Annotated in this window: 26 protein-coding genes and 1 pseudogene; 21 read left to right on the forward strand and 6 right to left on the reverse strand. The window is 69.5% G+C overall.

What is annotated here, in order from left to right; translation table 11 throughout:
- The 4 genes from AAC134_RS11440 to AAC134_RS11455 all read left to right on the forward strand — a co-directional run.
- On the forward strand, positions 1-278 hold a 278-nt coding region (locus AAC134_RS11440), incomplete at its 5' end, for an alpha/beta hydrolase (RefSeq protein ID WP_339949224.1).
- Positions 279-811: 533 nt separating this feature from the next.
- Positions 812-1,012: a hypothetical protein gene (locus tag AAC134_RS11445; RefSeq protein WP_339949225.1), complete on the forward strand. Its 201-nt coding sequence runs from the start codon at positions 812-814 to the stop codon at positions 1,010-1,012.
- A 29-nt stretch (positions 1,013-1,041) separates the two neighbouring features.
- Complete coding sequence (locus tag AAC134_RS11450; RefSeq protein ID WP_339949226.1) at positions 1,042-1,176, forward strand: DUF2924 domain-containing protein; 135 nt, start codon at positions 1,042-1,044, stop codon at positions 1,174-1,176.
- Positions 1,173-2,819 carry a recombinase family protein gene (locus AAC134_RS11455; protein ID WP_339949227.1) on the forward strand — a complete coding sequence of 549 codons (1,647 nt, stop codon included), beginning with the start codon at positions 1,173-1,175 and terminating at the stop codon, positions 2,817-2,819. The genes AAC134_RS11450 and AAC134_RS11455 overlap by 4 nt, the downstream gene beginning before the upstream one ends.
- A 455-nt stretch (positions 2,820-3,274) precedes the next feature.
- Here AAC134_RS11455 and AAC134_RS11460 read toward each other — a convergent pair whose 3' ends face one another.
- On the reverse strand, positions 3,275-3,937 hold the full coding sequence (locus AAC134_RS11460) for an ImmA/IrrE family metallo-endopeptidase (protein ID WP_339949228.1): 663 nt from the start codon (positions 3,935-3,937) through the stop codon (positions 3,275-3,277).
- Here AAC134_RS11460 and AAC134_RS11465 point away from each other — a divergent pair.
- The 12 genes and pseudogenes from AAC134_RS11465 (at position 3,824) to AAC134_RS11520 (ending at position 16,781) form a co-directional block, all read left to right on the forward strand.
- Positions 3,824-5,158: pseudogene (locus AAC134_RS11465) on the forward strand (DNA methyltransferase). The gene AAC134_RS11460 and the pseudogene AAC134_RS11465 sit on opposite strands and share 114 nt — an antisense overlap.
- Before the next feature lie 62 nt (positions 5,159-5,220).
- Positions 5,221-5,868, forward strand: coding sequence for a DUF5681 domain-containing protein (locus AAC134_RS11470; RefSeq protein ID WP_339949229.1), 648 nt, complete (start codon positions 5,221-5,223; stop codon positions 5,866-5,868).
- Positions 5,869-5,886: 18 nt separating this feature from the next.
- On the forward strand, positions 5,887-6,318 hold the full coding sequence (locus tag AAC134_RS11475; RefSeq protein WP_339949230.1) for a transposase: 432 nt from the start codon (positions 5,887-5,889) through the stop codon (positions 6,316-6,318).
- Between the two features lie 133 nt (positions 6,319-6,451).
- The gene (locus AAC134_RS11480; protein WP_339949231.1) at positions 6,452-6,826 is read left to right on the forward strand and encodes an Hpt domain-containing protein; all 375 of its coding nucleotides are present in this window, start codon (positions 6,452-6,454) and stop codon (positions 6,824-6,826) included.
- Positions 6,826-8,793 (forward strand): cellulose biosynthesis cyclic di-GMP-binding regulatory protein BcsB, encoded by a 1,968-nt coding sequence (locus tag AAC134_RS11485; protein WP_339949232.1) that lies wholly within the window; start codon positions 6,826-6,828, stop codon positions 8,791-8,793. Before AAC134_RS11480 ends, AAC134_RS11485 begins: the two co-directional genes overlap by 1 nt.
- Positions 8,794-8,803: 10 nt before the next feature.
- Entirely contained in the window at positions 8,804-10,678 is a 1,875-nt protein-coding gene (locus tag AAC134_RS11490) for a glycosyltransferase family 2 protein (protein ID WP_339949233.1), read from the forward strand.
- Positions 10,675-12,147 (forward strand): hypothetical protein, encoded by a 1,473-nt coding sequence (locus AAC134_RS11495; RefSeq protein ID WP_339949234.1) that lies wholly within the window; start codon positions 10,675-10,677, stop codon positions 12,145-12,147. Before AAC134_RS11490 ends, AAC134_RS11495 begins: the two co-directional genes overlap by 4 nt.
- On the forward strand, positions 12,144-13,139 hold the full coding sequence (locus AAC134_RS11500) for a response regulator (RefSeq protein ID WP_339949235.1): 996 nt from the start codon (positions 12,144-12,146) through the stop codon (positions 13,137-13,139). Before AAC134_RS11495 ends, AAC134_RS11500 begins: the two co-directional genes overlap by 4 nt.
- The gene (locus tag AAC134_RS11505) at positions 13,136-13,960 is read left to right on the forward strand and encodes a hypothetical protein (RefSeq protein ID WP_339949236.1); all 825 of its coding nucleotides are present in this window, start codon (positions 13,136-13,138) and stop codon (positions 13,958-13,960) included. Before AAC134_RS11500 ends, AAC134_RS11505 begins: the two co-directional genes overlap by 4 nt.
- Before the next feature lie 97 nt (positions 13,961-14,057).
- Positions 14,058-16,085: an ATP-binding protein gene (locus AAC134_RS11510; RefSeq protein WP_339949237.1), complete on the forward strand. Its 2,028-nt coding sequence runs from the start codon at positions 14,058-14,060 to the stop codon at positions 16,083-16,085.
- Positions 16,085-16,468, forward strand: a complete 384-nt coding sequence (locus tag AAC134_RS11515) for a response regulator (RefSeq protein ID WP_339949238.1) — start codon at positions 16,085-16,087, stop codon at positions 16,466-16,468. Before AAC134_RS11510 ends, AAC134_RS11515 begins: the two co-directional genes overlap by 1 nt.
- Before the next feature lie 142 nt (positions 16,469-16,610).
- Positions 16,611-16,781, forward strand: coding sequence for a hypothetical protein (locus tag AAC134_RS11520; protein WP_339949239.1), 171 nt, complete (start codon positions 16,611-16,613; stop codon positions 16,779-16,781).
- 710 nt (positions 16,782-17,491) lie between these two features.
- Here AAC134_RS11520 and AAC134_RS11525 read toward each other — a convergent pair.
- Positions 17,492-18,055 (reverse strand): carboxymuconolactone decarboxylase family protein, encoded by a 564-nt coding sequence (locus AAC134_RS11525; RefSeq protein WP_339949240.1) that lies wholly within the window; start codon positions 18,053-18,055, stop codon positions 17,492-17,494.
- A 165-nt stretch (positions 18,056-18,220) separates the two neighbouring features.
- Here AAC134_RS11525 and AAC134_RS11530 point away from each other — a divergent pair, with 165 nt between their 5' ends.
- Positions 18,221-18,853, forward strand: a complete 633-nt coding sequence (locus AAC134_RS11530) for a TetR/AcrR family transcriptional regulator (protein ID WP_339949241.1) — start codon at positions 18,221-18,223, stop codon at positions 18,851-18,853.
- A gap of 19 nt (positions 18,854-18,872) precedes the next feature.
- On the opposite strand, the gene AAC134_RS11535 is transcribed toward AAC134_RS11530, so the two are convergent.
- From AAC134_RS11535 to AAC134_RS11545, 3 genes are read right to left on the reverse strand one after another with little or no spacing between them, the layout of a single operon-like run.
- A complete protein-coding gene (locus AAC134_RS11535; protein ID WP_339949242.1) occupies positions 18,873-19,616 on the reverse strand; it encodes a ribonuclease activity regulator RraA in 744 nt (247 codons plus the stop codon).
- A gap of 18 nt (positions 19,617-19,634) precedes the next feature.
- The gene (locus tag AAC134_RS11540; RefSeq protein WP_339949243.1) at positions 19,635-20,555 is read right to left on the reverse strand and encodes a sugar kinase; all 921 of its coding nucleotides are present in this window, start codon (positions 20,553-20,555) and stop codon (positions 19,635-19,637) included.
- A gap of 54 nt (positions 20,556-20,609) precedes the next feature.
- The gene (locus AAC134_RS11545) at positions 20,610-21,353 is read right to left on the reverse strand and encodes a glucose 1-dehydrogenase (protein WP_339949244.1); all 744 of its coding nucleotides are present in this window, start codon (positions 21,351-21,353) and stop codon (positions 20,610-20,612) included.
- 232 nt (positions 21,354-21,585) lie between these two features.
- Between AAC134_RS11545 and AAC134_RS11550 the strand changes: the two genes are divergently transcribed.
- The 4 genes from AAC134_RS11550 to AAC134_RS11565 all read left to right on the forward strand — a co-directional run bounded on the left by AAC134_RS11550 (position 21,586) and on the right by AAC134_RS11565 (position 25,328).
- Positions 21,586-22,275: a GntR family transcriptional regulator gene (locus AAC134_RS11550; RefSeq protein WP_339949245.1), complete on the forward strand. Its 690-nt coding sequence runs from the start codon at positions 21,586-21,588 to the stop codon at positions 22,273-22,275.
- Between the two features lie 168 nt (positions 22,276-22,443).
- Positions 22,444-23,433: a TRAP transporter substrate-binding protein gene (locus AAC134_RS11555; protein WP_339949246.1), complete on the forward strand. Its 990-nt coding sequence runs from the start codon at positions 22,444-22,446 to the stop codon at positions 23,431-23,433.
- A gap of 70 nt (positions 23,434-23,503) precedes the next feature.
- Positions 23,504-24,046, forward strand: a complete 543-nt coding sequence (locus tag AAC134_RS11560) for a TRAP transporter small permease (protein WP_339949247.1) — start codon at positions 23,504-23,506, stop codon at positions 24,044-24,046.
- A gap of 1 nt (position 24,047) precedes the next feature.
- The gene (locus tag AAC134_RS11565; RefSeq protein WP_339949248.1) at positions 24,048-25,328 is read left to right on the forward strand and encodes a TRAP transporter large permease; all 1,281 of its coding nucleotides are present in this window, start codon (positions 24,048-24,050) and stop codon (positions 25,326-25,328) included.
- Positions 25,329-25,460: 132 nt separating this feature from the next.
- Here the strand turns inward: AAC134_RS11565 and AAC134_RS11570 are convergent, their stop codons facing one another.
- Positions 25,461-26,165, reverse strand: coding sequence for an IS6 family transposase (locus AAC134_RS11570; protein WP_339949249.1), 705 nt, complete (start codon positions 26,163-26,165; stop codon positions 25,461-25,463).
- Between the last annotated feature and the right edge of the window lie 8 nt (positions 26,166-26,173).

Here is a 26,173-nt window from a genome sequence, read left to right on the forward strand (position 1 = left end):
AGGGCATGATGGGCGGCGCCAAGGCCCATTACGACGGCATCAAGGCCTTTTCGGAGACCGATTTCACCGAGGATCTCCGCGCCGTCTCGGTCCCCGCGCTGGTGATGCATGGCGACGACGACCAGATCGTGCCGATCGCCGACTCGGCGCTGCTGTCGGCCGACCTGCTGCAGGCCTCGGAACTGAAGGTCTACAAGGGTTTCCCCCATGGCATGTGCACGACCCATGCCGAGGTCGTGAACCCCGACCTGCTGGCCTTCGTCCGCGCGCTGGCCTGACCCGGCCTCCTGCCCGGGCGCGGCGGCTCGGTCCCGCCGCGCCCGACGCAGATCCGCCATGACGGCGCGCAGGTTCATTGAGCTCATACGACGTGCAGAATGGTCGGGTCGGAGCCCCGCCAGGGTCAACGCCCAGTCGCCCGGCGCCGGCCGCCCCGCGGCGAAACCAGTGGGTCAACGGCCGGAAGCGGTCGTTCGTCGATAGTGCGGCGAGGTTCCGCTTCCCGCCCAGGATGCTAGTCGGTGTCGGTCGCAGCGAACGACCGCTATCGCGGGCTGGTCCTGGCGGTGGACCGCTTGCAGTGCCAGGATTTCGGGGCGCCTGGCGCAGTGGTTCCGCTGTTCCGCCTCCGAAGCGGGTTTCGCGCCGACGCAGGTCGAATTCGCACGGACTGCCCCCGCACAGGAAGCGGTGGCGTCGACGTCGCGACGCAGGGCCTGACCTGCCGCGACCGTCTCGGCGCCTTCGCCGGGGCCTCTGCGCGGTGGGAGGCCCGGGCATCGGGAGCGGGCCTCGCCGGGAGACCGCGACGATGACCGGGATCAAGCTCACCGACCTGCAGCCGGTGCTGCTCTCCGCCGCCTCCGCGCGACCGGACTTCATGCTCCTGCCGGCGCACGCCTCGGAGGGCGTCGACGATCAGCCGCCGGTGACCGCGCCGATGCCGACCGAGCCTGCGGAGGCCGGGAAGCCGCCGGCGCTGAATGCCGAGCCTGAGCCGGCGCGCGGCTGATCAAGCTCTGGCGCGGCGAGACGCACGAGGTGGCGGCGACGGCGGACGTCGTAGAATGGAGGGGGCGGCGCTACGCCTCCCTCTCCGCGGTGGCCCGCGCCATCACCGGCACGCGGCGCAACGGGCCCGCCTTCTTCGGCCTGCGCGAGGAGCCCGGCCGATGAGCCTGAAGCGCTGCGCCATCTACACCCGCAAGTCCTCCGAGGAGGGGCTCGACCAGGGCTTCAACTCGCTGGAGGCGCAGCGGGAGGCCTGCGCCGCCTATGTGCTCAGCCAGCGGCACGAGGGCTGGCGCGAGGTGCCGGAACGCTACGACGATGGCGGCATCTCAGGCGGGACCATGAACCGGCCGGGGCTCCAGCGCCTGCTCGACGATGTCCGCGCCGAGCGGATCGATACCGTCGTGGTCTACAAGGTGGACCGGCTGACGCGGGCGCTGTCGGACTTCGCCAAGATCGTGGAGATCTTCGACGCGGCGGGCGTGTCCTTCGTCTCGGTGACCCAGGCGTTCAACACCACCAGCTCGATGGGGCGATTGACGCTGAACGTTCTGCTGTCCTTCGCGCAGTTCGAGCGGGAGGTCACGGCGGAACGGATCCGGGACAAGATCGCGGCCTCGAAGCGCAAGGGCATGTGGATGGGCGGGCTGCCGCCGCTGGGCTACGATGTGAAGGACCGGGCGCTGGCGGTCAACGCGGCCGAGGCGGAGACGGTGCGGACGATCTTCCGCCGCTATCTCGATCTCGGTTGCGTCCGGGCGCTGAAGGCGGAGCTGGATGCCGACGGCGTGGTCAGCAAGCGGCGGGCGAACGGCTCGGGCGGCAAGCCGATCTCGCGTGGGGCGCTCCACGAGCTGCTGCGCAACCCGGTCTACGTCGGCGAGACGCGGCACAAGGGCGAGCGGCATCCGGGGATGCACGATGCGATCCTGGACCGCGACACCTGGGACGCGGTGCAACGGGCGTTGGACGACAACGGCGGCGGAAAGCGATCCAGCTCGTCTCGCTCATCGGCGCGGCCGCTCGACGGGCTGCTGTTCGATGCGCGGGGCCGCGCGACGAAGCCGACGCATGCGTCGCGGTCGGTGAAGGCAGGGCAGGGCGTCGTGCGCAAGCGCTACTGGTACTACGCGTCTCGACCGGATGGGGATGCGCCGGCGATGCGGATGCCGGCCGGCGAGCTGGAGAGCTTCGTGTGGCGCACCCTCAAAGCCCATCTCGGCGACGAAGATCGGCTCGCCGCGGACCTGCATCAGGCTGGCGTGCCGCCGACAGGCATCGCCGAAGCGCTGAAGCGTGCGAGGACGCTCGCGGTGCAGCCGGATGATCGTATCGCGCCGCTGCTCGACCTGGTCGAGCGGATCGCATTGGGGCGCGGCGCGCTGACGATCATGGTCAGGCCCGTCGCCTTCTCTGGCGATCTCGTTGCCGACGCGCCCGGCGAACCGATTCGCATCCAGGCGCCGCTGCGGTCCCGCCAGGCCGGCCGGGCGAAGCCCATCGTGATCGGGCTCGACCGACGCGAGCGGAGGCCGGATTTGGAGTTGATCGCGATGGTCGCCGATGCGCGGCGATGGGCAGGCGAGCTGCTCTCGGGCGCGACCGCCTCGGTTGGTGAGATCGAACGGCGGGAGGGTGGCCGGAAGGGATCGGTCAGCCGCATCCTGCCGCTGGCCTTCCTGGCGCCGGACATCTCGGAGGCGATCGTGAACGGGGATCAGCCCGAGACGCTGACCGCCAGCGCGCTTCGCCGACTTCCGGGCCTCCCGCTCGACTGGACCGAGCAGCGCCGCCTTCTGGGCTTCTAGTCTCGTCCGGACTAGGTGCCTGCGCCCCGAGGCGCCGGCCTCAAGACCTCACCTGAAACTCGGCCGCAGAGCAAACGCCCCTTCGCGGGGCGTTTCCGCTCCGATTTCGGTGCTCTCGTGAGGTTCTAGCGCGCCTACGGGAAGCTAACCCTCGGAAATGTCGGAGACTTCCGAGACGAGGCAGGATCGGTGGTTTTGAGAAGGGCTGCGTGGTGGTGGACGCAGTCCCGCCCGAACCCTGCTCTGGGTCAAGAACAGGGAACTTACAGGGAAATCCATGCGGTTTCGTGCGCTCCGAGCGGAAGCCGTCGCGGAAACCCGCCCATTCGCAAGGGCGTGCAGGCGATTTCCCTGTTCCGCGGAACAGGGAATTGAATCCAGGCGATCAGGGAATTCTCAGGGGCGGAACAGGGAAGTTCGGCGCCGGAACAGGGAGCCCGGGGAAGCCGGCCGGCTCACCCGTCTCCGCGGTCCCGGGGCTCCGCCAGCAGCAAGGTCATCGCGTGGCCGTCCGCCTGACGAAGGGTCTGGGCGAAGACCTCGCCGGGGAACCAGCCGGCGATCCAGTCCTCCGCCTCGACCTGGTCCATGCCGCTCAGCGGCTCGCGGCCGGGCTGGGGAAGCAGGTGGCCGATCGCGTCGCCTTTCCAGGCCGCCGTCCGGGGAAACGCCTCGTCCTTGTCGATGTAGAGGACCCGGCCGTCGCGAGAGAAGATCACCGCCAGCGTCGCCTCGTGAAGCGCCACGTACCGGCGGGCGGCGGCGGCGCGGCTCACGTCGAAACGATCTGACATCTTCAGCACGTGCTCCAGGTCGGCGGAGAGCTTGAGATGCCGACCGAGAAGCCTGCGCGGCGTGAGCACCTCGATGGCGAAGGCGTTCGCCTCGCGCTCCTGGCGCAGGCGGACCCCCTCCCGCACCGGGGACCGCATGTCCTGCGCCGTGCAGGCGAAGCGAACTCCATCCACCGGACGGTGTCGCTCGTTGAGGAAATGCCCCAGCTCATGTGCGATGGTGTAACGCTTGCGGCGCGGAGTCTGACCCGCGCGCAGGACGAGGCTCTGCGCCTCATTCCCCCCGACCGGCTCCGGACCTGGGCGCGCAACGCGCGCAAGCACTCGAAGAAGCAGCTCCGCCAGATCGCGGACAGCATCCGCGAGTTCGGCTTCACCAACCCGGTGCAGATCGACGAAGACCTCAACATCCTCGCCGGCCACGGCCGGGTGGAGGCGGCGAAGCTGCTGGGGCTGGAGACCGTCCCCTGCCGGCTGCTGTCGGAAATGAGCGAGGCGCAGAAGCGCGCCTACGTGCTGACGGACAACAAGCTGGCCCTGAACGCGGGCTGGGACGACGAACCGCTGGCCGAGGAGCTGGGCGCCCTGCAGGACCTTCAGTTCGACGTCAGCCTCACAGGTTTCTCGACCCCCGAGATCGACTCGCTGGTCGAGGGGCTGACGCCGGAGGAGCCGGGCGATCCGGCCGACGACGCTCCCGTCGCGGACGGGCCGCGGCGGTGCCGGCCGGGGGACGTCTGGGTGCTCGGCGAGCACCGGCTGGTCTGCGGGGACGCTCTGGACCGGGAGGTGGTGAACCTGCTGATGGGTGGCGAGCGGGCGCGGATGGTGTTCACGGACCCGCCCTACAACGTGCCGATCGACGGTCATGTCGGCGGCCTGGGCAAGACGAAGCACCGGGAGTTCGCGATGGCCTCGGGCGAGATGAGCCCGGCCGAGTTCACCGCCTTCCTCGGGACCACCTTCCGCAACCTCGCGGATCACAGTCTCGACGGCGCCATCCATTTCATCTGCATGGACTGGCGCCACATGCAGGAGGTGATGGCGGCGGGGCAGGGGGCCTACTCGGAGCTGAAGAACCTGGTCGTCTGGGCGAAGGACAACGGCGGCATGGGCAGCTTCTACCGCTCCCGCCACGAGCTGATCTTCGCCTTCAAGGTCGGAACGGCGCCGCATGTGAACGCCTTCGAGCTCGGCCAGCATGGGCGCTACCGCACCAACGTCTGGGAATACCGCGGCGTGAACACGATGCGGGCAGGGCGCATAGAAGAGCTCGCGCTGCTCCCGACAGTGAAGCCGGTGCAGATGATCGCCGACGCGATCAAGGACGTCTCCGGGCGCGGGTAGATTGTGCTGGACCTGTTCGGCGGTTCCGGCTCGACGCTGATCGCGGCCGAGAAGACCGGCCGGCGGGCGTTCCTTTGCGAGCTGGACCCGGTCTACTGCGACCGGATCCTCCGGCGCTGGGAGGCCTACGCGAAGGATGACGCCGAACGCGTGGTCTGCGGCTGGCCCGGCGCCGCCTTCGCGGAGGCCGCCGAATGAGCCGGAACGACGACAAAGACCGCAAGGCGCTCCGGGCGAACCGCCCGGAGGCCGGCTAAGAGGTGGGCTACGCGAAAGCGCCGGCGAAGAGCCGCTTCCGGCCCGGTGTCTCCGGCAACCCGAAGGGGCGGCCGACGGGGTCGCGCAACCGGCCGGCGCTTCATGAGGAGAGGCTGAAGGACATCATCCTCGACGAGGCCTACCGGACGGTGTCGGTGCGCGACGGCGAGCGCAGCGTGACGGTTCCGATCGCGCAGGCGGTGGTCCGCTCTCTGGCGGTGAACGCCGCGAAGGGAAAGACCCGGGCGCAGGAGCTGTTTACCGAGCTGCTCGCGGCCACCGAGCGGGGGAACAAGCGGCTGCATGACGAGTGGCTGGAGACGGCAATCAGCTACAAGGCTGATTGGACCCGCGAGCTGGAGCGGCGCAGGGCGCTCGGCATCTCGGCGCCGGACCCGATCCCGCATCCCGACGACATCGTCGTCGACATGCGCACCGGGCAGGTCCAGGTGCGCGGGCCGATGACGGCGGAGGAGAATCCGGACTGGGACTGGCTGCGGGCGCGCAGGCGGATGTTCGAGGACGAGGTCGTCGAGCTCAGGCGCATGCTTGAGGACGATCCGGACCATCCGGACCGCGACCTGATCGAGGCCGACATCGCGCATGACGAGCGCCTGCTGAATTTGATGAGCAAAGTGTTTCCGGATTGACGTCCGACCGTCGGAGCGATGGCCTGTGACGCGGCGCCTTTACGTCAGCCCGCCGGCCGGCTTTTTTTAGCTTCCCTCGGTCCAGCTGTCGGGGATCAAAGCAGCGGCCAGGGCTCCGACCATCGCGGCTATGCACCCCCGTTGGCGGCGAACGGGCCGCCCGCCCGCGTGCCGCTGGCTGACCGGGGCTACGATTCCGATGCGATCCGCCAGGACATGGAAGCCAGAGGCGGCGTCGCCGTGATGCCGGCCCGCAAAACCCGCAGAGTCCGCGACATCGTCGACGCCCATATCTACGCCCCGCGCAACCGCATTGAGCGGTGCTTCAACCGCCTCAAGAACGCCCGCCGCGTCGCCACCCGCTACGACAAGACCGCGGACAGCTACCTCGGCTTCGCCCAGATCGCCTTGATCCGCCTCTGGATAAGGAACTTTGTCAACACGCCCTAGCCAGCGCGACCAACCACGTGATGGCAGCCACGACGTGGGCTCTGTTGCCCAGCTACGACAGGTCAGGAAGGAATCTTGGCCTGCCTCCGCCGTGCCCGCGATCACGGAGTAAGGCATTGGGCGGAAGGTGCTAATGATCGATCCGTTGCCGTCGACGACCTGCGTCAGTCACTTGGAGGCGCGTTTGAGCTTCGAGGAAGAAAAGAAGCGCCTTCGTGCCAGGTTCCTGCGACAGGGGCCGGAACGCATCGACGGGATCCTGGCGACGGCGATGAGCAATCCAGAGGGCGCGCTGACCCAGGAACTACGACACGAGCTGCATCAGTTCGTCGGCACCGCCGGCATGCTCGACCTCCCGGAATCCGCTTCCATAGCCCGAGAGATCCTGAGCGTCTTCGGCCCTGCACCCGCGGGCGGCCGGGCGATGACACCGCGCGAACATGAGCTTTTTACTAGAGGCCTGAGCGAGCTTCGACGCGCGCTCGCCGAAACGAGCGAAGGGACCTGATGGCGAGACTTTCCGCATGGGCGGCTGGCGCCGCGCTGATCCTCGCGGCGCCCGTCGCCGCTCAGCAGAACGCGTCCCCGACCGCTCCGGCCCAGCCGACGATCGCCGTCGGATCCCAGGTCGGGCCCGATGGTTTTCTGCGCGCAGTCACGCTGCGCGAACTGGGCTTCGAGGCGGGGTTCGAGTTCTCGATGCTGAGCGGCTACCGCGAGGTCTTCATCCCGGTTCCGCGCAACGCGCCGGTCCGCGCCATGAAGCTGCGTCTGCACCTGCGGCAGGCCGCCGCGCTGCGGAGCGATCGGCACCTGTCCCTGCTCGTCGACGACCGGGTCCAGCGGGTGGTCACGTTGAGCGGGGGCGACGAGGCCCGGGAGATCGTGGTCGACGTCCCGGCGGAGGCTCGCCGCGACGGCTTCGTGAAGCTGGGCTTTCGCTATGGCGGCGCGATCAGCGAGTACCGCTGCATGGATGAGCGCGCCGCCGGAGACTATCTCCACATCGAGCCGCGGACGGCACTCGAATTGAGCTTCTCGCAAGCCGACGAACTCGGGGTCGCCGACGCGGTTGCGCTTTTTCCATCGAAGGTCGGCATCACGCTCGAGCCGGAGGGCCCGGTCAGCGACGAGATGCTGGCGGCAGCGCTTCGGGCGGCGGCGTTTTACCGGGCGGACGCCGGGCGGGCCTGGGTGGGGACCGGCTCCGCCCCGTCGGAGACGGCCGACGAAGGCGCCTGGGCGCGCGGCCTGTTCGTCGTCGCCGGCGCCGGCGGACAGGCCGGCGCCACCCTGCGGGCCGAACCGCGCGACGGCCGGCCGGCGCTGGTCGTGAGCGGTCCTGCGGTGCAGGACGCCGTCGGCGCGTTGTCCGAAGGGCTGGCGCCGCTTGCTTCGGTTGCGGCCGGCGGGGGGCTGTCGCTCGACCGGGCGGCCGTGCGCGAGGGCGATGCCGACCAGGTCCCGCTGATCCCGGCCGGCGCGGCCTCGATCGACTACGTGGTCGAACGCTCCTTCTTCGAGGCCGGGTTCGAGATGGCGGACATGCCGGCCGGACGCCGCCCCGCCGCCGTGCAGATCGACATGGCTGTGGCGCCGGACCCTGAAGGCTCCGGCCTGGTGATCAGCGCTTTCGTGAACGACCTGCTGCTGGGCTCGACCTCCACCGAGGGGGGCGAACGGACCCGCCTGGTAGTGGATCTTCCCGAGGGGCTCGTCGGCCGCTCCAATCAGGTGCGCGTCGCGGTGCAGCGGCGCGCAACGGGCGGCGACTGCCTGATCCGCCCGACCGGCTTTCCCGCGCAGCTTCTGCCGTCCAGCGCGATCCTGCTGGCCGCGGCGGAGCCCGCGCGCGAGTTCCACCAGCTGATCCCCGCCTTCCGCAACGGCGCGATCCTGGCCATCGACCCGGCGCTGGGCTTCGACGCGGAGCGGGCGCTGGCGCATCTGGCGCCGGTCTTCGCCGCGCTTGGCGCCGCGGATGCGCCGGTGCAGGTGGCGGACGCCCTGCCGGAGGCGCCGCAACTGCCCTTCCTGCAGCTCTCCGCCTCGGCGCCGGAGGGGTCCTCCCCGCCGCTGGTCTTCGATCGCGGTCGGGCCAGCCTGGCAATGCCGGACGGTCGGCCCTGGCTGGAACAGGCCGCCATCGACCAGGCGGACGTCGTGCAGCTGGTGCGGGTGGGCGAGACGGCGGGCGTGTGGATCCGCCCCGGCGCCGGCGAGCCGCCGGGCGAGGGCGACGTCGTGGCGCTCGATCGCGGCGACATCGCCTTTCTCGACGCGGGGGGCACGGCCCTGTCGCTGGCCAGCGACCGGCGGGACCTGTTGCGCATCAGCTATCCCGACGTGTTCGACCCGCTGCGTCTGGCGAAACGCTACTACGGCTGGCTGATCCTGGCCGCATGGGCGCTGGCTACGGTCGTCGCGGTGCTGATCATCCGGCGTCTCTACGCCAGCAGCCGCAAGCGCGAGTGAGGCGGAGTCGATGGCGCTCTCCTACTCCGACGAGGCTTTCGGGGACCTGCTGCTGGAGCGCGGGCTGCTGACGATCGAGCAACTCGACGAGGCCGTCGAGTCCGCCGGGGCCTGGCGGGTGGGGCTGCTCGACGTGCTGCTGGCGCGGCGCTGGATCGAGCCGGATCGCCTTTACGAGATGCTGTCGCGGCATTTCGGCCTCGCCTGCGTCGACCTCATGGCCGAGCCCTGCGATCCGGCACTGCTGGCCGGCATCGATCCCAACGAGATGGCCGAAGAGCTGACTGTGCCCTGGCGGGTGGAGAACGGGGTAACGGTACTAGCCACCGCGCTTCCCGGCCCGCGGGCGGTCTCGGCTTCGCGCCGGCGCTACGGGCGCGCGATCCGCTTCGTGGTGGCGAGCAAGTTCGACGTGATCTGGGCGATCCAACGGGTGCACCGCGACCGCCAGTCCCACCGCGCGGTGTTCGACCTGGCCGAGAGCGACCCACAGATGTCGGCGCAGCGGGTGATCGTGCCCGGCCAGGTTCTGGCGATCTGGCTGCTGGTCACGCTGCTGGCGCTGGGCTTCTGGCTGGCGCCCTGGGCCACGCTGATCGCGTTGAACGCGCTGATGTCGGTGTTCTACCTCGGCAACTTCGTGTTCAAGGCGCTGCTGGTCTGGCTGGGCGGCGAGGCGCAGGCCCGCGCCTCGACCGCGATCGAGGCCGAGGCCCGGCTGATGCGCGACGACGACCTGCCGGTCTACACCGTGCTGGTGCCGATGTTCCGCGAACCCGAGGTGCTGCCGATCCTGACGGCGGCGCTGCGGCGGCTCGACTATCCGATCGCCCGGCTCGACATCAAGATCGTGCTCGAGGAAGGCGACCACGAGACCATCGACGCCGCCCGGGCGTTGGGGCTCGAGGGGGTGTTCGAGATCATCCGCGTGCCTGCCTCGCAGCCGCAGACCAAGCCCAAGGCCTGCAACTACGCGCTCCAGTTCGCCCGCGGCGAGTTCCTGGTGATCTTCGACGCCGAGGACAAGCCCGAGCCCGACCAGCTCAAGAAGGTGCTGGCCGCCTTCCGCCAGTCGCCGCCCAACACCGCCTGCGTGCAGTGCCGCCTGAACTACTACAACAGCGACGAGAACTGGCTGACGCGGATGTTCACGCTGGATTACTCGCTGTGGTTCGACCTGATGCTCCCGGGGCTCGAGCGGCTGGGCGTGCCGATCCCGCTGGGGGGCACCTCGAACCATTTCCGCATGGACGTGCTGCGCGAGCTGCGCGCCTGGGACCCGTTCAACGTCACCGAGGACGCCGATCTGGGCATCCGCCTGACCCAGAAGGGCTACCGGGTGCGGGTGATCGACTCGACCACCTTCGAGGAGGCCAACGTCTCGATCCCCAACTGGATCCGGCAGCGCTCGCGCTGGATCAAGGGCTACATGCAGACCTTCCTGGTCCACACCCGCCGGCCGCTGCACCTGGTGCGCTCGATCGGACCGCTGGGAGTGCTGGGCTTCGTGTTCTTCATCGGCGGCACCTGCCTGTCGGGGGTGGTGAACCCGTTCTTCTGGGGAATCTTCGCGCTTTGGCTGATCATCGGCGCCGAGATGTTCGAGCAGCTGTTCCCTCCGGTGATCCTCTACATCAGCCTGCTGAACCTGCTGGCCGGAAACGGGCTGCTGATCTACCTGACCATGGTGGCGCCGTTCCGGCGGCGCTGGGTGGGGCTGGCGCCCTGGGGGATGACGGTCGTGGGCTACTGGGTGCTGATGACCATCGCCTCCTACAAGGCGCTGGGGCAGCTGATCTGGAACCCGTTCTACTGGGAGAAGACCCAGCACGGCCTGTCCAAGCGCACCGCCGAGGAAATCGCCGATGCGGAGGCGGCGGCATGAACCCGGTGCGTACGCTGGTTTTTCTGGGCGTTGTCGCCGGGTTCTCTGGCCTGCTTCTGGCGGCCTGCGCCTGGGTCGAGGGCGGCGGCTTCCTCTCGCGGGAGACGCTGGAGCTGTGGTCGCGGGCCCTGCTGCTGGACCACGAGGGCTTTCTGCTGCAGCAGGGGCAGAGCTTCTATCCTCCCCTGCCGTTCCTGCTGACCCTGGCGGTGCAGACGTTTGTGCCTGCGGGACCGCCGCCGCCGGTGCTTGTCTCCTGCCTGCTGGGCGGGCTGATGGCGGCGACCTGGCGGGCCGACCTGCGGGAGCGGGGCGACGTGGGCAGGCTCGCCTCGCTGGCGATCGTGGCGCTGCTGGTCCTCAACCCCCTGTTCCTACGTTGCGTGGCAGAAGGGCCGGCGCAGGTGCTGCTGGTGATCGGGGTCTGGACCGTGGGGCGGGGTTTCTTCAGCCTGCGGCTCAGCGGGTCGGCGCACGACATGATGCGCTTCGCGCTGGGGCTGCTGATCCTGGCCTTCTCCCATCGCTATGGCATGATGCTCGTGCTGGCGGCCTTTCCCTTCGCCTCCGTCGCCGCGCGGCCGAGCCTGCTGACTTCCTCGCCCCACGGCTATCTCGTGGCGCTGTTCTTCCCGGTCGCCGGCGCCGCCTTCGCCTACCTGTTCCTCGGGGCCGTGTTCTCCGACGGGCTGGTGGAGACGTTGCTTTCGCCGCCGGGACGGGCAGGCGCCGACCAGGCGCTGCAGGGCTGGCAGGCCGCCGCATGGCGCCTGTGCCTCGCCTTGTGCGTGGCGCCGGCGGTCCTGGGGGCGTTGGCGGCGGCGCGCGCCACGGCCCGCCTGGCCCTGCCGATGGCCGCGACGGCGGCGACGGTGGTCGCGGCGGCGCTGCTTGATCTCGCCTATGGCTATCAGCCCGAGCTCGCGCTGGCGCTGGCCCCCATGCTGACGGCGGCCTTCGTGGCCATCCGCTACTGGCCGACGAAGCGCGGCCGGACGCCCGCGGCGCTGGCCCTGTCGCTGGTCGGGGTCTTCGGCGGAGCGCTGACCCTTGGCCTGTCCACCGCGCCGGGAGCGAGCGCCTGGCGCGCCGCGGCGCTGTCCCCCGCGCCGGTCACACTTCTTGCCGAAGTCGGGGAGGTGGCGGCCTTTTTGCGCGGACGCGACGACCTGATGATGGATCCCCAGGCGAGCCCGGAACTGGTCGTCGCGCTGGGCGGCCCTCCCGGCGTGGTGACGCCGGGCGATCCGCGCTTCGAACGCGCGCTGGCGCGGGGCCGTCCGGCAAGCGCCTGGGTCGCGGTCCGGGCCGAGGGCTTGCCCGCCGGTCGGCCCGACGCCGTCGCGCGCGCCTTCGGCGCGGCTCTGGGGCCGGAGTCGCCGACCTACGAACTGGTGTTGCGGCAGGAGGACTGGCGCATCTACCGTCGCCGAACCCTTCCCCTGATGCAGATGGGAGGTGCGACGTGACCTTGGTTGCGATCGACGATTCCGAAACTGCGCGCCTCCTGATCGGCGCGGCGCTCGCGGATGCCGGCTATGAGGACGTGGCCCTGTTCGATGGCGCAGAGGCCTTTCTCGCCGCCATGCAGGAGGCGGCCGCGCGCGGGGCGCCGCCGCCGGAGCTCGTGCTGCTCGACGTGATGATGCCCGGGGTCGACGGCATCGACCTGTGCGCGACGCTGCGCCAGATGCCGGCCTATGCCGGCACCCCGATCATCATGCTGACCGCGGACACCGACGTCGAGACGCTGGACCAGGCGATGCTGGCGGGGGCGGACGACTACCTGACCAAGCCGTTCCAGCAGGTCGAGCTGCGCGCCCGCGTGCGCAACAGTCTCAAGATCAAGGCCGAACGCGACCGCCGGCAGGCCAGGGAGCGACAGGTGGCCGAGCTGCGCCGCCGCGCGCCCGAAAGCGTCGACGCGCCCGGTCCCGGCGGGTTGCCGTCACGCGGCGCCTTCGAGTCGGTGCTGCGGGCCCGGTTGATCGACCGCGCCGGGGGGGCGCGCCCCGACGGGCCTCTGGCGGTCCTCGCCCTGCGGGCGGACTGGCTGGCGCCCTCCGATCCGGACGAGGTCGCCGACCCGGAACCGGAGGAGATCCGGATCGCGCGGACCGGACGGGTCGCGCGCGCGCTGGCCGCTGCGCCGGCGCTCGCAGGGGATCTGCTCGTCCACTACGAGGGCGATCTCTTCGTCATGCTTGCCGAGCGCGGCGATCGCGAATCCTGCTTTGCGTTGCGCGATCGACTGGGCGGGATCCTCGCCGAGCTATCGCGCGATGAGGATCCCCTCAACGGGGTGCGGGGCCGCGTCGGCTGCGTCGGCCTCGCTTTCGCCGGCGACGCCGAGCAGCAGCCGGGAACGCTGATCGCGGATGCGATTCTGGCCATCGGCTCGTCACCTGTGCGGACCGCCGCATCCGCCTCGCCTCGCGCCGAAAGATACAACGGGACATGACCGGTCGCTTCGCCTTCCCTCCCCGCCGCGGACTCGCCGTGTGCGCCGCGCTGTTCGCGGCTTCGATGCTGCCCGCGCCCGACGCGCTCGCCGGCGCCTGGACCTTGCCGGAAGGCGACGGGCAGGCGATCCTGGGCTTGGTGGTCAACAACGCCGACCGGACCTTCGATGGCTCCGGCACGGTGATCGGCGGCGGCGGGCTCGACCGGATCGAGGTGACCGGCTTCGTCGAATACGGCCTGCGCGACGACCTCACCCTGATCGGCCAGACCACGCTGACCAGCCGCGAGACGGCGCCCCCCTTCGCGTCGGACTATCAGGGACTGGACTACACGGAGCTGGGGCTCCGCCAGCGTCTGGCGCAGGGCGAGCGCTGGGTGATCTCCGGCCAGGGCTCGGTCCGCCTGCCCGGCGCCACCGACTCCCGCGACCCGGCCCAGGCGGGCATCACCGACGTCGAGACCGACCTGCGCCTGCTGCTCGGCCGCTCCGGCAAGGCCGCCGGCCTGCCTGCATTCGCCGAGCTTCAGACGGGCTACCGGGTCCGCTTCGACGATCCCCCCAACGAGATCCGCGTCGACGCCTCCTTCGGGGTTCGGCCGCACGACGACTGGTTGCTGCTGGGGCAGAGCTTCACGACCCTGTCCGACGGTTCGGCGCGCGGCGTGTTTCCCGACAGCGACTACGTCAAGCTGCAGGCCAGTGTCGTCTACGACGTGACCGAAGCCTGGTCGGTGCAGGTCGGCGCGTTCGCCACCGTCTGGGGCCGCAACGCCCTGGTCGAACGCGCAGCCCTGGCCGCCGTCTGGCGACGGTTCTGAGCGCGTGTCCTTCCCGCCGCCCCGCCTCGGACCGTCCCGAGAGCGTCGGGCCCGCAGCCGCGCCACGCGCCGGCGCGGCGGGCCGATCGAGCTGTGGATGGTGGCGCTCGCCTGCATCGGCATCATCGGCGTCGCCGGCTGGTCGGCCTATTTCGATCTGCGCCAGACCATCGGCGCAGCGGGAGAGCGCAACGCCAGGGCGGCCGACCTTCTCGCGATCCAGATTTCGAACACGGTGCAGAACGCCAGCCTCCAGATCGAGGTGCAGATGGAGGAGCTGGCCAAGGGCTGGATAGACGACCCCATCCGCTTCTCCCGTCGCCATGCGCCGATGTTGACCGCGCTCGCGGATTCCAGCGACGCCATCGACGCTGTCGTGGCCGCCGGCCTGGAGGGCGTCGTGCTGTGGAGCACCACCACCCGCATCGTCGGCGTCGATATCTCCGATCGCGAGTACTTCCGCGACGCAATGAGCGCCCCGCCCGGGACGATGGTTCTCGGCGACCCGATCATCTCGCGCGGGACGGGGCGCTATCTCACGCCGCTGGCCTGGCCGGTGCACGATGCTGACGGGGTGCGGAAGGGCGTACTTGCGGCATCGCTTGACGTAGGGTTCTTCGGCTCGTTCGTCGAGACCCTGGCCCTCGAGCCCGGGATGACCGTCGAAGTCGCCACCAACAAGGGCGAGCGGGTCCTGGTCGCCTCGCTATCCGAAGAAGTTCGCGCACCGCGCCGGTCGACCTCCGAGGACGCCATCTTCGAGGCGATGATGAGCGCGGCAGGGCTTGGGGGCGGCGCTGGAGTGCTGGCGGCCGGAGCGCAGGCGCCCAACCTAGACTACCGCATTTCGGTCACGCAGGACATCGCGCCTGCGATCTCGGATTGGAAGCTTCGTGCGATAGTGACCACAGCCTTCGCCATCTCGCTGGCCGCGATACTCGCGGTGTCCGCGGTGTCAGTGCGCAATCGGCAGTTTGCGCTGGTCACGGCGATGATCCGCGCCCGCAACGACGAGCGCGCGGCCACCCGCGCGCGTGCCGAGTTCGAGGCGATCTTCGAGAGTGTTGGCGACAGCGTGGTGATCTACGATGCAGACGGCGAGTTCTCCCGCGCGAGCCGCGCGGCGCTGAACCAGCTGGGCGCCGCCGACGCGGAAAGCGCGGTCGAGCGGCTGCTGGAGATTTTCCCCGAAATCGAGGAGGATCAGGGCTCCCCGCGACGCGACTTGGCGGCGCGCGAGGCCGTCGGCCCGGACGGGGTCGTGCGGGAGTTTTCCTGCGCCGTGAGCCGCGTCGAAACGGGCGCCCGTCTCACCCTATTCTGTATCCTGCGCGACCTTACGCAGGAGCGTCGCTTGGAGCGCGCGCGCGCTCGTTTCGTCGCTTCGGTCAATCATGAGCTGCGCACGCCGCTCACCTCGCTCAAGGGCTCGCTCGATATGTTCGCCCGCCATTTCGCTGCCGGGCTGGACGCGGACGCGGCCACGCTCATCAAGCTGTCGCAGCGCAACGCAGAGCGGCTCTTGAACCTGGTCAACGACGTTCTCACCGTGCAGGCGATCGATGCGGACGGCTTGTCGTTGAGCGTCGCGCCGGTGAAAGCCGACGAGGCCGTCCAGGACGCCGTCGACAGTCTCCAGGGCTATGCCGACGGGTTCGGGGTGCGGTTGATCCTCGTCACCGACGGTTCGCACCCCACGATCCTGGTGGATCGGGACCGGTTGCTGCAGGTCTTCGCGAACCTCATCTCGAATGCCGTGAAGTTCAGCCCCCGCAACGGCGAGGTGCGCGTGTCGATGGCAGTGGAGGCCGGCTCGGTCGTGTATGAAGTAGCGGATGACGGCGACGGCATCCCCTGGGACCTCCGCGCGCGCCTGTTCGAGCGTTTCGCGCCGGGTCGGGATCGGGGGGGCATCGCCGGGGCGCAGGGGACGGGTCTCGGCCTTGCCATCAGCCATGAGCTCGTCACCCGCCTCGGCGGAGACATCGGCTACGAGACCCGGGCCGTCGGCGAAATCGCCCCTGGCGAAGCATCGGGCACCGTGTTCCGGATCCGTTTCGCCGTTCATGGCGGCGACGACCGGGCGGGCGAGGGGCGACAGGGCGCGCCGCGAGAGGAGGTCTGATGAGATTGCTCTACGTTGATGACGAGGAGGACATCCTCCAGCTTGCGAGGATCGCGATGCGGTTCGAGGAGGGCGTTGAAGTGACCCTCGCGTTGTCCGGCGCGCAGGCGCTGGAAATCCTGGAGACGCAGTCTTTCGACGCCCTGGTGATCGACGCCATGATGCCCGCGCCGGATGGCCCGCAGGTGGTCGCGCAGCTCCGCTCGGATCCCCGCTTCGAGGGCCTTGCAATCGTGTTGGCGAGCGCGATGACCCACGGGCCGGAGCACGACCGGATCGTGCAGGCCGGCGCGGATCGCGTCATCGCCAAGCCGTTCGACCTTGCCACGCTGCGCGTCATGTTGGACCAGCTGATCCTGCAGCGTGCGGGCAGGGCGTCCTGATGCGGCACTGTCGCGTCGATGGGCTCAGGCTTGAGGTGCTCCCCGATACCGGACATGCGGCTAAGCCACGTTTCGTGGGGGAGCGAGGACTAACCGTATAGCGGGGAAGAGGCGGCGCTGCAGCGTCGAATTCAAGGCAAAGGTGACGCTGATCCACACCCAGAAGCGACAGGCGTCGAAGGCACGTCCGGCGTGTTTTCGCAAGGCCGAGGGGGCGGCGGCCGATCGGGTGACGGAGCCATCGAAGCTGCACGCGAAGATTGAAGAACTGGTCGTGGAACGTCATCCTTTGCGGACGGCCTCCGGACGATGAGCGTGTCCCGGAGGCGAGAGATGTTAGATCCCGCTCAGCTGCGCCTGTCGATCGCACGGCGGTGCAGGCTCGTGGCGATCAGCCGGTCTGCGTGTCTTAGGACCGGCCAAAAGCGAGAGTCCGCTGAACCGGGCCCTGATGCGGCTGATCGACGAGCCGCTGTTGGAGACGTCGTGGTACGGCTCGCGCCAGATGGCCCGGCTTCTACGCCGCCGGGCCACGAGGTCGGGCGCAAGCGCATCCTGCGGCTGATGGCGAAGATCGGCGTTCAAGCCGTCTACCAGCGTCCAAAGTCATCGCAACCGCGCCCTGACCACAAGGTCTAGCCGTACCTACTGCGGAACAGGATCGTCGACCGGCCTGTTCAGGTCTGGCGCACGGGACACCCCCTGCAGCCCGATGCGCCGCGGGTTCCTCTAATCGGTCGCGGTCTTGGACTGGGCGACGCGGAAGGCGCCGGCCTGGCGTGTGTCGAACACGGTCCACGCGGACGTCTGCGTCGAGAAGCTGAAGAGGTCCTGGTGCGGAACGGTCCGCCGTAGAACTTCAACACCGAGCAAGTTGGTCAGTTCACCAGCCTGCGAAATCACCGGCGTGCTTTAGCACGCAGGCGTGCGCATCGATAAGCGCCACGGCCACGCGGTCAACGCCGACAAAATGAATCGGCGAAGACGCGCGCGCCTTCGCCGAACCGAGGGGCGCAGGCGCCCTCAGGCGGCCTTGTCGGCCGGCTCCCAGGCGAACTTTTGCATCACCGGGTCGACCGGCGTCTGCGCGAAGCGGTTGGTGTAGTTGGAAATGATCTTCTGGCTCAGGCCCAGGATCACCTCCAGCACGTTCTGTCTCGTGAAACCGGCGCCGAGGAAGGCCTTCAGGTCGGCCTCCGGCACGTCGCCGCGACCCCGCATCACCTGCAGGATGAAGGTGCGCAGCGCCTCCAGCTTCGGCGTCGGCAGCGGGGTCTCGTCGCGCAGCGCCTGGCTGATCGCGTCGTCCACCTTCATCGCCTTGGCGATACCGGTATGGGCAGGCACGCAGTAGTGGCAGCGGTTCTCGACGTTGATCGTCTGCCAGACCACGGTCTTCTCCTCGTCGGTGAAGCTGGTCTGCAGGAACAGCGCGTGCAGGACCTGGTAGCCCTCGTAGGCCGCGGGCGACTCGGCGAGGACCGCGTGCAGCCCCGGCAGGCGTCCGAAGGCGGCCTTGGACTTCTCGATCAGGGGCTTCGAGCCCTCGGGCGCGGTGGTCTCGTCGTGCTTGGCGAACTCGATCATCTCGGGCGTCCTTTTCGTTCGGCCGGCGCGGGTCGCCGGCGGCACGGCAGAGGTAGGTCCTTTTGAGCGAACGCTCAATGCCGGATTTGAGCAATCACTCAATCGTGCATGCGCGGCCTGCGTCGCTCGCGGGACAAGCCGCACGCGAGGCGATAGGATGCGACCATGAAACGAGCTCGGCCCTACGATCGCGAGGCGGCGCTGGACGCGGCCATGGCGCTGTTCTGGCGCAAGGGCTACCACGCGACCTCGCTCAAGGATCTCGAGGCGGCGCTGGCGATGAAGCCGGGCAGCATCTATGCGGCCTTCCGCAGCAAGGAGGCGCTGTTTCTCACCAGCCTCGAGCGCTACTTCCAGCGCAGCCTGGCCGGGCTCGACGCCCGCATGGCAAAGGCGGAGACGGTGCTGGGCGGGCTGGCCGACCATCTGCGCGGCTTCGGCGCGCCCGAGGCGCCGGAGGCCGAATACCGCGACGGCGCGCGCATGTGCATGATCGTGAAGACCCTGGTCGAGACGACCGAGGCCGACGGCGCCGTCGCGGCTCGCGCGCGCGAATGTTTCGACGGCATGCGCGCGGCCTTCGCCCAATGGTTCCGCCGCGCGCAGGAGGCCGGAGAGCTGCCGCCGGACGCCGACCCGGAGCGGCTCGCGCGACGCTACCAGACCGAGATCTCGGCGCTGCGTCTGGAGGCGCATCGCGGCGGAGATCCCGCGGCGCTGGTAGAGCTGGCCGACGCCCTGGCTCGCGATGTGCAGGCATGGGGTCGCCCGGAGACGGGCACCGCCCGCCTCCACTGACGCGGACGGACAGCCCGGCTCAGCGCCGGCGCGCCGCCTGCCAGGTCTCGAACCTCGCCTGGTTCTCGGAGTCGGTGAGCGGGTAGAGGCCAATCACCGGGCGACCGGCGCGGACCTCCTCGAGGACGAAATCCTCGTAGCTCTCCATCGACACGGCCTCGCGGGCGATGTCGTCGGCCAGCGCGCGGGGGATCACCATCACCCCGTCGCCGTCGCCCACCACGATGTCGCCGGGATAGACCGCCACGCCGCCGCAGCCGATGGGCACGTCGATGTCGATGGCGTGGTGCCTGGTGAGGTTCGTCGGCGCCGAGGGGCCGGCGGCGAAGACCGGCAGGGACAGCTCCGCGGCCCCCTCGACGTCGCGCACGCCGCCGTCGGTGACCACGCCCGCCGCTCCGCGAACCTCGAGACGGGTCAGCAGGATCGAGCCTGCAGACGCGGCCGAAACGTCGCGGCGGCAGTCCATGACCAGGACATGACCTTCCGGGCAGGTCTCCACCGCCACGCGCTGGGGATGGTCCCGCTCCCGGAACGCCTCCAGCGGGTCGGTGTCCTCGCGCGCGGGGATGTGGCGCAGGGTGAAGGCCGGCCCGACCATCCGCGGGCCGCCCGCGCGCAGCGGCGCCACACCCTGCACATAGGCGTTGCGGAAGCCGCGCTTGAACAGAAGCGTCGCGAGCGAGGCGGTGCTGACCCGCCGAAGCTGGTCCAGGGTCTCGGGCGCCAGCGGGATCTCGGCTGCGGGCCTGGGGTCGGGCATGTCGGGCGAGCCTCGTGTTCAGGAGGAGAAGGCGGGGTCGGGCGGCGGCGCGAGCGCGCCGCGCACCGAGATGACGTGACGCGCGAGGGCCGAGGCGTGGGCGATCCGCGTGGCCAGACCCTCGCCGGAGTCGAAGCGCGACAGGAACCCGGCGTTGAACGCGTCGCCGGCCGCCGTGGTGTCGACGACGGCGTCGGCGGGCGGCGTCTCGACCTCCCCGGTCTCCTCCCCCGCGTCGTAGAGCACCGGGCCCGGCCCGTCCTTGACCACCACGCACCGCGCGCCCGCGCTCCGGTAGCGGTCGAGCACCGCCTGGCCATCGCGATCGCCGAAATGGAGCGCATCGTCCTCGCGCGACGGCAGAGCGATGTCGCAGACCTGCGCGCCGCGCATGATCCAGGCGCGCATCTCGTCGGCGTCGGACCACAGGGCGGGACGCAGGTTGGGGTCGAAGGCGACGGTCCGGCCCCGGTCGCGGGCGCGGGACAGCGCGTCGAGCAGCGCTTGCCGTCCGGCCCGCGGCAGGATGCCCAGGGTTATGCCCGAGAAGAACAGGAGGTCCGAGGCCTCCATCGCGGCGTCGAGCCGGGCCGGATCCTCGGCGAGGTTCCGCGCGGCGGAGGCCGAGCGCCAGTAGCAGAACCGCCGCTCCGCCCCGTCCAACGCGATCATGTAGAGCCCGATGGACTCCCCTGCCCGGCGCTGGATGAACCGCGTGTCGACGCCGGCGGACCCGATCGCCGAGATCATCGCGTCCGAGGGCGCGTCGTCCCCCGCCGCCGACAGATAGGCGCAGCGGGCGTCGGGGCGGAGGCGGCGGAAGTACCAGGCGGTGTTGTATGTGTCGCCTGCGTAGTCGAGCCGATAAGCCCTCGGGTCGCGCGCGTCGCCGGCAGGCGACAACTCGGCCATGCATTCGCCGATGGACAGGAAGCGCATGGGGATCCCTCCGCGCAGACCCGGCGGCGCGGGCGGCGCCGCCGGGCGAGGACCTCAGCTGAACAGCGTGCCGCCGTTGATGTCGACGTTGGTTCCGGTCATGAACGCCGCGTCCGGGCCGGCGAGGAAGGCGACCAGGCGGGCCACGTCCTCGGAAGTTCCTTCGCGGCGCATCGGCGTGGCGCCAGCGACCTTGGCGCGCACCTCGTCGGGGGTGAAGGTATTGTGGAAGTCGGTGTCGATCATGCCGGGGCACAGCGCGTTGACGCGGATGTCGGGGCCGAGCTCCTTGGCCAGTCCGCGCGTCATGGTCATCACCGCGCCTTTCGAGGCGCCGTAAGCCACCGCGCCGCCGCCGCCGCCGTCGCGCCCGGCCTGACTGGCGATGTTGACGATCGCGCCGGCGGTCATGTGGCGCAGGCAGGCCCGGGTCATCAGGAAGGCGCTGGTCACGTTCAGCGCCAGCACCGCGTTCCAGTGCTCGGGCTCCATCTCGGCGATGGTTTTTCGCGCGATCAGGCCGCCTGTGTTGTTGACCAGCACGTGGATGCCGCCGAAGGCCTCGGTGGCCGCGTCGGCCAGCGCCTGCGCGTCCTCGGGCCGGGTCAGGTCGCCCCGCATCGCGAAGGCGCGGCCGCCGGCCTGCTTGATCGCCGCGACCGTCGCCTCGGCGCCCTCGGCGCTGGAGTGGTAGTTGATGGCCACGTCGGCGCCATCGGCGGCCAGCGCCAGCGCGCAGGCCCGCCCGATGTCGCGTCCGCCGCCGGTGATGATCGCCGCTTTGCCGCTCAGTCTCATGTCCTGCTCTCGCATGCTTCCCGGTCCTCGTCGATGCGACGGCCGCCTGAGCGGCCCGTCGGTCGGGTGTGGTCATGGGTGGCCCGGAACCGTGCGGCTGGTCAAGTGTTGAATACAAGATGGAATACACGTAGCCTGAAGGCCGCAGGCGCCGCGGCTCGCGGGCCAGCGGGCGCGCGCTGGAAAATCCCGACGCCGCCGGCTATCACGCGAGGCGACGGGAGAGTGCAGCATGGAACGATCATCCGAGCCCAATGGCCGCAAGAGCAGCGTCGACATGATCGTCGAGCGGCTGCAGGAGGACATATCCTCGATGCGCCTGATGCCGGGATCCCGGATCTCGGAGCCGGAAATCGCCGCGCAATTCGGCGTCTCTCGCCAGCCGGTGCGTGACGCGTTCAGCCGCCTGGAAAGCATGGGCCTCCTGCGCATCCGCCCCCGCAAGGCGACCGAGGTGAAGCGCTTTTCGCGCAGCGAGATCGAGAAGTCCCGCTTCGTGCGCGCCGCCGTCGAGATGGAAGTGCTGCGCCGCGCCGCGCGACGCTGCACTGCGGCGGACGGCCATGAGCTGGACGCCTGCCTGGCCCTGCAGCGCAAGGCCCTGGCGAGAGGGGATCAGCTCGGGTTCGCCCAGCTCGATTACGATTTCCACCGCGCCATCTGCGGCATCGCCGGCGTCCCCTTCGCCTTCGACGTGATCCACGCAGAGAAGAAGAAGGTGGATCGGCTGTGCATGCTCGCCCTCTCGCGGGAGGACCGGATGCCTCAGCTGATCGACGACCACGCCCGGATCGCCGAAGCGCTGAAGGCCGGCCGCGATGAAGAGGCGGTCGAGGCCGGGACGGAGCACCTCTCCCGCCTCGATGCGACCATCGAGGCCATCAAGATCGCCAGCGCCGCCTATTTCGACGACGATGACTGAGACCGGCCGAGAGGTGGGGCGCCAGGTCGCGCCGCCCTGCGCGCGCAGCCATCGCATCTCGCCTTAAGATTCTTCTTGGATACAAGTTGGGATACATGCATTGTGCGGGAGTCGGCGACCACGGGAGGTGGGTGTTGCGCCGGCAGGACATTCGCAGGGAGGAAGACGATGACCGCACTGAACCATGCAAAGGGCGTCGCGGCCGCGACGCTGCTGGCCATCGGGCTGGCGCCGGTCTCCGCATCCGCGCTGGAGCTGCGCGGCTGGAACATCCATGTCGAGGACTACCCCGTCTCCATCGCGATGGAGTCGTTCCTCGCGGAGGTCGAGGAAAAGACCGGCGGAGAAATTTCGGGCAAGGTCTACCACAACGGCGTTCTCGGCTCGCAGCCCGACGCGATCGAGCAGATGCGCCTGGGCGTGATCGATTTCGGCGAGTTCAACCTCGGCCCGATGGGCCAGGCGGTGCCCGAGGCCAACGTCACCGCGCTGCCCTTCATCTTCAAGAGCGTGCCGCAGATGTACGCGCTGATGGACGGCGCCGCCGGCGAGGCGATCGGCGAGGGCATGAAGGCCAAGGGCATCGTGCCGCTGGGCTGGTACGCCGCCGGCGCGCGGTCCTTCTACAACTCGGTGCGCCCGATCAACACGCCCGCCGACGTCGAGGGGCTCAAGGTCCGCGTGATGAGCAACGACCTGTTCGTGAAGATGGTCGAGGCCATGGACGGCAACGCCACGCCGATGGCCTTCGCCGAGGTCTACCAGTCGATCAAGACCGGCGTCGTGGACGGGGCCGAGAACAACCCCCCCTCCTACGAATCGACCAACCACTACGAGGTCGCGCAGTATTACTCGCTGACCGAGCATCTGATCATCCCCGAGTGCCTGTGCATGAGCCTCAAGACCTGGGAGAAGCTGACGCCCGAGCAGCAGGAGATCGTGATGGCGGCCGGCCGCGCCAGCGCCGGCATGCAGCGCGAGCTGTGGGCCGAGCGCGAGGCCGCGAGCATGGAGACGGTCGAGGCCGGCGGCGTGACCGTCAACACCGTCGCCGACAAGGCGCCGTTCCAGGACGCGATGACCCCGGTCTACGACGCGTTCCTCGAGGACAACCCCGACCTCGCCGACCTGGTCTCGCTGATCCGCGACGCCGACTGATCGGACCCGCCGCGGGACGCCGGCCGCGCCGGCGCCCCGCGGCGCCTTTCCTTCAAGCCAGAGGGGACGCATGTCCACCGAACCGCTTCCGTTCCGGCGCGTCGAGCAGGCTCTGGACCTGATCCGCGGCGTCTGCATGGTCGTCGCCTCCATCGCCCTGGTCCTGCTGATCGCCGCGTTCGGCTGGCTGGTTTTCGGCCGCTACGTCCTGAACGCCACGCCCACCTGGGTCGAGCAGCTGGCGCTGCTGCTGATCTGCTGGATCGCCTTCCTGGGCGCCGCGGTCGGCGTGCGCGACGACACCCATATCGGCGTGCTGCTGTTCCGCGACATGGCGCCGATGCCGGTGCGAAAGGTGCTGATGATCGCGGTGGACATGATGCTGGCGGCGTTCGGGGCCGTCATGCTCTCGGCGGGTCTCGAGCTGGCGGCGTTCGGCTGGGACACGATGCTGCCGATGCTCGACGTTCCGGAAAGCATCCGAACCCTGGCCATCACCTCGCTCGGCGGCCTGATGCTGCTGTTCTCGGGAACCCGCGCGCTGCTGCGCATCCTCCGGTTCCGCAGCTGGACGCCCGACGAGTTCCTGAACGACGACATCAAGGACGCCTGACGTGGGTCTCTTCATTCTGCTCGGCGCCTTCGCCGTCGGGGTGGTCATCGGCATGCCCGTGGCCTTCGCCATGGGCATCGCCGCCGCGGCCGCCTTCCTGGTCGAGGGCTTCCCCAGCCTGATCACCTTCCAGCGGGCCACGGCCGGGGTCTCGGTGTTCTCGCTCCTGGCGATCCCGTTCTTCATCTTCGCGGGCGAGATCATGCTGCATGGCGGCATCGCCCAGCGGCTGGTCAAGCTCGCCTCCGCGCTGGTCGGCCACCTCAAAGGCGGGCTGGCGATGGTCAACATCTTCTCCTCGATGCTGTTCGGCGGCATCTCGGGCTCGGCGGTGGCCGACATCTCGGCGCTCGGCTCCCTGCTCGTCCCGGTGATGAAGGAGCGGGGCTACCGTCCGGATTTCGCGGTCAACGTGACCGTCACCTCCTCGATCGCGGGCATCGTGATCCCGCCCAGCCACAACATGATCATCTTCGCGGTGGCCGCGGGGGGCGGGATCTCGGTCTCCAAGCTGTTTCTGGCCGGCGTCATCCCCGGCATCCTGATGTGCGTCAGCCTCGCGGTCGCGGCCTGGGTCCTGTCGATCCGCCACAACTACCCCGCCGAGCCCTTCCCCGGATGGCGCGTGGTCGGCCGCGCGGCGATGGACGCCATCCCCGGTTTCATGACGGCGGTGATCATCGTGGGCGGGACGCTGTCGGGGGTGTTTACGGTCACCGAATCCGGCGCGTTCGGAGCGATTTACGCGGTGCTGCTGACCGCATTCTATTACCGCACGCTGACCTGGGATGCGTTCCGCAAGTCCGTGGTCGGCGCGGTGCGCACCACGGCGATGGTGATGATCCTGATCGCCTTCGCCAGCTCCTTCGCCTATCTGCTGGCGCTCTATCAGGTGCCGGCCGCGCTCAGCGGGCTGCTGGTGTCGATCTCCGACAACCCGATCGTGATCCTTTTGATGATCAACGTGATCCTGCTGATGCTGGGCATGATCATGGACATGGCGGCGCTGATTCTGATCTGCACCCCGATCTTTCTACCCATCGCCACCGGCCTCGGGATGGACCCGGTACAGTTCGGGATCATGCTGCTGATCAACCTCGGCATCGGTCTGTGCACGCCGCCGGTGGGCACCTGCCTGTTCGTCGGCTGCGCAGTGGGAAAGATCCGCATCGAGCACGCGATGCGCTCGATCTGGCCCTTCTACCTAGCGATCTTCGCGGCCCTGCTGTTGGTCACCTACGTGCCGGGCGTCTCGCTCTGGCTGCCCTCGATCCTTGAGTAGAGCCCTGATCCAGGGCAACGCCCGCCGCGTTCTGGTGCATCGACCATCGAGTCGCCTCGTCTCGACGCACTGTGCTTGGACGGCATTGTCACATAGATGAGCAGGTGCCCGTGAGCCGCATGGGGCCCGCCCTCAGGCGGCGGCGATCTCGCGCCAGGTCGCGAAGGCCTCCGCCCGGAGCGACTTCATCGTTCGGCGGGCGATCAGGTGGCGCTGGATGTTAAAGTGGTTGTAGGCGGCGGCGTGACGCGAGAGGAAGCGCTGGGCCGAGCCCGGCGAGCGGAATCCTCGCCTCTGGCGCTCCTTCTTGCGCGTCGGTTGGTGCGAGACCTCTGCCCGGTTGTTGGACCGGCCGCCGGCCACATGGCGGTTCGCCAGGGCGAGATCCCGCAACGCCGCGCCGTAGGAGCGCAGCCGGTCGGTCACGATCGCGTCGGGCACGACACCCTGCCGCTTCAGAAGTTCTCGCAGCAATTTCAGCGCCGCCTTCCGGTCTCGTCGCGGCTGAACGATCACCTCGAGCACCTCGCCCTCGCCCTCGCCCTCGTCATCGACAGCGCGCCAGAGATAGTGGATCCGGCCCAGGATTCGGATGAAGACCTCGTCCAGATGCCAGCGGCTGCTGGGCCGTGGGCGTCGCGCCCGGATCCGCTGCGCATAGGCGGCGCCGCACTTGAGGGTCCAGCGGCGCACCGTTTCGTAAGAGACATCGATGCCGCGCTCGGCGAGCAGGTCCTCGACATCGCGGTAGCTCAGGGCGAACCGGAGGTAGAGCCAGACCGCATGCTGGATGATGGCCGGCGGAAAGCGATGGCGGGCGTAGGAGATGCGTCGCATGCTCGGGC

Source organism: uncultured Albimonas sp. (assembly GCF_963977235.1).
Lineage (GTDB): Bacteria > Pseudomonadota > Alphaproteobacteria > Rhodobacterales > Rhodobacteraceae > Albimonas.